The following is a 5,115-nucleotide window of genomic DNA, read 5'->3' as shown; positions in this document are numbered from 1 at the left end:
GTCGCACCCACAATCACCAGATTGTTTGGGTGTTATATGGTCAAGCCTCACGGGCAATTAGTATTGGTTAGCTCAACGCCTCACAGCGCTTACACACCCAACCTATCAACGTCGTAGTCTTCGACGGCCCTTTAGGGGATTCAAGATCCCAGTGAGATCTCATCTTGAGGCGAGTTTCCCGCTTAGATGCTTTCAGCGGTTATCTCTTCCGAACATAGCTACCCGGCAGTGCCACTGGCGTGACAACCGGAACACCAGAGGTTCGTCCACTCCGGTCCTCTCGTACTAGGAGCAGCCCCTCTCAAATCTCAAACGTCCACGGCAGATAGGGACCGAACTGTCTCACGACGTTCTAAACCCAGCTCGCGTACCACTTTAAATGGCGAACAGCCATACCCTTGGGACCGGCTTCAGCCCCAGGATGTGATGAGCCGACATCGAGGTGCCAAACACCGCCGTCGATATGAACTCTTGGGCGGTATCAGCCTGTTATCCCCGGAGTACCTTTTATCCGTTGAGCGATGGCCCTTCCATACAGAACCACCGGATCACTAAGACCTACTTTCGTACCTGCTCGACGTGTCTGTCTCGCAGTCAAGCGCGCTTTTGCCTTTATACTCTGCGACCGATTTCCGACCGGTCTGAGCGCACCTTCGTACTCCTCCGTTACTCTTTAGGAGGAGACCGCCCCAGTCAAACTGCCCACCATACACTGTCCTCGATCCGGATGACGGACCAGAGTTAGAACCTCAAGCATGCCAGGGTGGTATTTCAAGGATGGCTCCACGAGAACTGGCGTCCTCGCTTCAAAGCCTCCCACCTATCCTACACAAGCAGGCTCAAAGTCCAGTGCAAAGCTACAGTAAAGGTTCACGGGGTCTTTCCGTCTAGCCGCGGATACACTGCATCTTCACAGCGATTTCAATTTCACTGAGTCTCGGGTGGAGACAGCGCCGCCATCGTTACGCCATTCGTGCAGGTCGGAACTTACCCGACAAGGAATTTCGCTACCTTAGGACCGTTATAGTTACGGCCGCCGTTTACCGGGGCTTCGATCAAGAGCTTCGCTTGCGCTAACCCCATCAATTAACCTTCCGGCACCGGGCAGGCGTCACACCCTATACGTCCACTTTCGTGTTTGCAGAGTGCTGTGTTTTTAATAAACAGTCGCAGCGGCCTGGTATCTTCGACCGGCATGGGCTTACCGAGTAAATCGTTCACCCTCACCGGCGCACCTTCTCCCGAAGTTACGGTGCCATTTTGCCTAGTTCCTTCACCCGAGTTCTCTCAAGCGCCTTGGTATTCTCTACCCAACCACCTGTGTCGGTTTGGGGTACGGTTCCTAGTTACCTGAAGCTTAGAAGCTTTTCCTGGAAGCATGGCATCGACCACTTCGTGTTCTAAAAGAACACTCGTCATCAGCTCTCGACCTTGAACACCCGGATTTGCCTAAGTGTTCGGCCTACCACCTTAAACTTGGACAACCAACGCCAAGCTGGCCTAGCCTTCTCCGTCCCTCCATCGCAGTAACTAGAAGTACGGGAATATTAACCCGTTTCCCATCGACTACGCATTTCTGCCTCGCCTTAGGGGCCGACTCACCCTGCGTCGATTAACGTTGCGCAGGAACCCTTGGTCTTTCGGCGTGCGAGTTTTTCACTCGCATTGTCGTTACTCATGTCAGCATTCGCACTTCTGATACCTCCAGCAAGCTTCTCAACTCACCTTCACAGGCTTACAGAACGCTCCTCTACCGCTCGTCTTACGACGAACCCGTAGCTTCGGTGTCTAGTTTGAGCCCCGTTACATCTTCCGCGCAGGCCGACTCGACTAGTGAGCTATTACGCTTTCTTTAAAGGATGGCTGCTTCTAAGCCAACCTCCTAGCTGTCTAAGCCTTCCCACATCGTTTCCCACTTAACTAGAACTTTGGGACCTTAGCTGACGGTCTGGGTTGTTTCCCTTTTCACGACGGACGTTAGCACCCGCCGTGTGTCTCCCACGCTGACACTTCCAGGTATTCGGAGTTTGCATCGGTTTGGTAAGTCGGGATGACCCCCTAGCCGAAACAGTGCTCTACCCCCTGGAGTGATACGTGAGGCGCTACCTAAATAGCTTTCGAGGAGAACCAGCTATCTCCGAGCTTGATTAGCCTTTCACTCCGATCCACAGGTCATCCGCTAACTTTTCAACGGTAGTCGGTTCGGTCCTCCAGTCAGTGTTACCTAACCTTCAACCTGCCCATGGATAGATCGCCCGGTTTCGGGTCTATACCCAGCGACTAAACGCCCTATTAAGACTCGCTTTCGCTACGCCTCCCCTATACGGTTAAGCTCGCCACTGAATATAAGTCGCTGACCCATTATACAAAAGGTACGCAGTCACCTAACAAAGTAGGCTCCCACTGCTTGTACGCATACGGTTTCAGGTTCTATTTCACTCCCCTCTCCGGGGTTCTTTTCGCCTTTCCCTCACGGTACTGGTTCACTATCGGTCAGTCAGTAGTATTTAGCCTTGGAGGATGGTCCCCCCATATTCAGACAAAGTTTCACGTGCTCCGTCCTACTCGATTTCACTTCCAAGAACCTTTCATATACGGGGCTATCACCCACTATGGCCGCACTTTCCAGAGCGTTCTATTAGATTCAAGGAAGCTTAAGGGCTAGTCCCCGTTCGCTCGCCACTACTAAGGGAATCTCGGTTGATTTCTGTTCCTCAGGGTACTTAGATGTTTCAGTTCCCCTGGTTCGCCTCTTGCACCTATGGATTCAGTACAAGATACCTAGGTTATCCTAGGTGGGTTCCCCCATTCAGAGATCTCCGGATCAAAGTCTGTTTGCCGACTCCCCGAAGCTTATCGCAGGCTACCACGTCTTTCATCGCCTCTGACTGCCAAGGCATCCACCGTATGCGCTTCTTCACTTGACCATATAACCCCAAGCAATCTGCCTGTGATCATGGTGGTGAAGACGACATTCGCCGAAAATTCGCGCTTGAACTCGCAAATTTTGCCTTGAGTTGCTGAGTGCAGTGAAACACTCAACAAGTCACTTCTATCACATACCCGAATTTTTAAAGAACGATTCTGACGCAAAGTTCAGAATTCAATACCCCTTCTCGGGTATTCAATTCTGGACTCTCGGACGGCCGAGCTGAGAGTGGTGGAGCCAAGGAGGATCGAACTCCTGACCTCCTGCGTGCAAAGCAGGCGCTCTCCCAGCTGAGCTATGGCCCCAATGTCAACCGGTCTCACGACCCCGCGACAATTGGTGGGTCTGGGCAGATTCGAACTGCCGACCTCACCCTTATCAGGGGTGCGCTCTAACCAACTGAGCTACAGACCCAATCGCCTTCGCAATTGAATCAAGCAATTCGTGTGGGAACTTATGAAGAAGCTGATGTCTTCGATTAAGGAGGTGATCCAGCCGCAGGTTCCCCTACGGCTACCTTGTTACGACTTCACCCCAGTCATGAATCACTCCGTGGTAACCGTCCCCCTTGCGGTTAGACTAGCTACTTCTGGAGCAACCCACTCCCATGGTGTGACGGGCGGTGTGTACAAGGCCCGGGAACGTATTCACCGTGACATTCTGATTCACGATTACTAGCGATTCCGACTTCACGCAGTCGAGTTGCAGACTGCGATCCGGACTACGATCGGTTTTATGGGATTAGCTCCACCTCGCGGCTTGGCAACCCTTTGTACCGACCATTGTAGCACGTGTGTAGCCCTGGCCGTAAGGGCCATGATGACTTGACGTCATCCCCACCTTCCTCCGGTTTGTCACCGGCAGTCTCCCCAGAGTGCCCACCATAACGTGCTGGTAACTGAGGACAAGGGTTGCGCTCGTTACGGGACTTAACCCAACATCTCACGACACGAGCTGACGACAGCCATGCAGCACCTGTGTCTGAGTTCCCGAAGGCACCAATCCATCTCTGGAAAGTTCTCAGCATGTCAAGGCCAGGTAAGGTTCTTCGCGTTGCTTCGAATTAAACCACATGCTCCACCGCTTGTGCGGGCCCCCGTCAATTCATTTGAGTTTTAACCTTGCGGCCGTACTCCCCAGGCGGTCGACTTATCGCGTTAGCTGCGCCACTAAGATCTCAAGGATCCCAACGGCTAGTCGACATCGTTTACGGCGTGGACTACCAGGGTATCTAATCCTGTTTGCTCCCCACGCTTTCGCACCTCAGTGTCAGTATCAGTCCAGGTGGTCGCCTTCGCCACTGGTGTTCCTTCCTATATCTACGCATTTCACCGCTACACAGGAAATTCCACCACCCTCTACCGTACTCTAGCTCAGTAGTTTTGGAGGCAGTTCCCAGGTTGAGCCCGGGGATTTCACCTCCAACTTGCTGAACCACCTACGCGCGCTTTACGCCCAGTAATTCCGATTAACGCTTGCACCCTTCGTATTACCGCGGCTGCTGGCACGAAGTTAGCCGGTGCTTATTCTGTTGGTAACGTCAAAACAACCAGGTATTAGCTGACTGCCCTTCCTCCCAACTTAAAGTGCTTTACAATCCGAAGACCTTCTTCACACACGCGGCATGGCTGGATCAGGCTTTCGCCCATTGTCCAATATTCCCCACTGCTGCCTCCCGTAGGAGTCTGGACCGTGTCTCAGTTCCAGTGTGACTGATCATCCTCTCAGACCAGTTACGGATCGTCGCCTTGGTGAGCCTTTACCCCACCAACTAGCTAATCCGACCTAGGCTCATCTGATAGCGTGAGGTCCGAAGATCCCCCACTTTCTCCCGTAGGACGTATGCGGTATTAGCGTCCGTTTCCGAACGTTATCCCCCACTACCAGGCAGATTCCTAGGCATTACTCACCCGTCCGCCGCTCGCCGGCATCCCGAAGGACCCGCTGCCGCTCGACTTGCATGTGTTAGGCCTGCCGCCAGCGTTCAATCTGAGCCATGATCAAACTCTTCAGTTCAATACTGCTTGGGTTTTGAGAAAACCCTAAACTTGGCTCAGCAATCGCAAATAAACTCTCGAATTCACGAGTGTTACTTGTGATGCTGATAATCAGTTGACTATCAGTCTTACCTCACAAGCACCCACACGAATTGCTTGATTCAGTTGTTAAAGAGCGTTTCGATCAAG

2 tRNA genes and 2 rRNA genes are annotated in these 5,115 nt (G+C 52.6%); all 4 read right to left on the bottom strand.

From position 1 onward, the window contains the following. Window positions 1-36: 36 nt before the first annotated feature. The 4 genes from ACFW0H_RS30005 to ACFW0H_RS29990 all read right to left on the bottom strand — a co-directional run bounded on the left by ACFW0H_RS30005 (window position 37) and on the right by ACFW0H_RS29990 (window position 4,945). Window positions 37-2,927, bottom strand: a 23S ribosomal RNA gene (locus ACFW0H_RS30005). A 231-nt stretch (window positions 2,928-3,158) separates the two neighbouring features. Then, window positions 3,159-3,234, bottom strand: a tRNA-Ala gene (locus ACFW0H_RS30000). Window positions 3,235-3,266: 32 nt separating this feature from the next. After that, a tRNA-Ile gene (locus ACFW0H_RS29995) sits at window positions 3,267-3,343 on the bottom strand. A 65-nt stretch (window positions 3,344-3,408) separates the two neighbouring features. Continuing rightward, window positions 3,409-4,945, bottom strand: a 16S ribosomal RNA gene (locus ACFW0H_RS29990). Together the 16S and 23S rRNA genes with 2 tRNA genes alongside form the textbook arrangement of a ribosomal RNA operon. Window positions 4,946-5,115 lie beyond the last annotated feature (170 nt).

This window comes from Metapseudomonas cellulosilytica, from assembly GCF_049334135.1.
Classification (GTDB): domain Bacteria; phylum Pseudomonadota; class Gammaproteobacteria; order Pseudomonadales; family Pseudomonadaceae; genus Metapseudomonas.
Note: the sequence above shows the minus strand (reverse complement) of the source record. Positions and strands in the feature narration are given on the sequence as shown.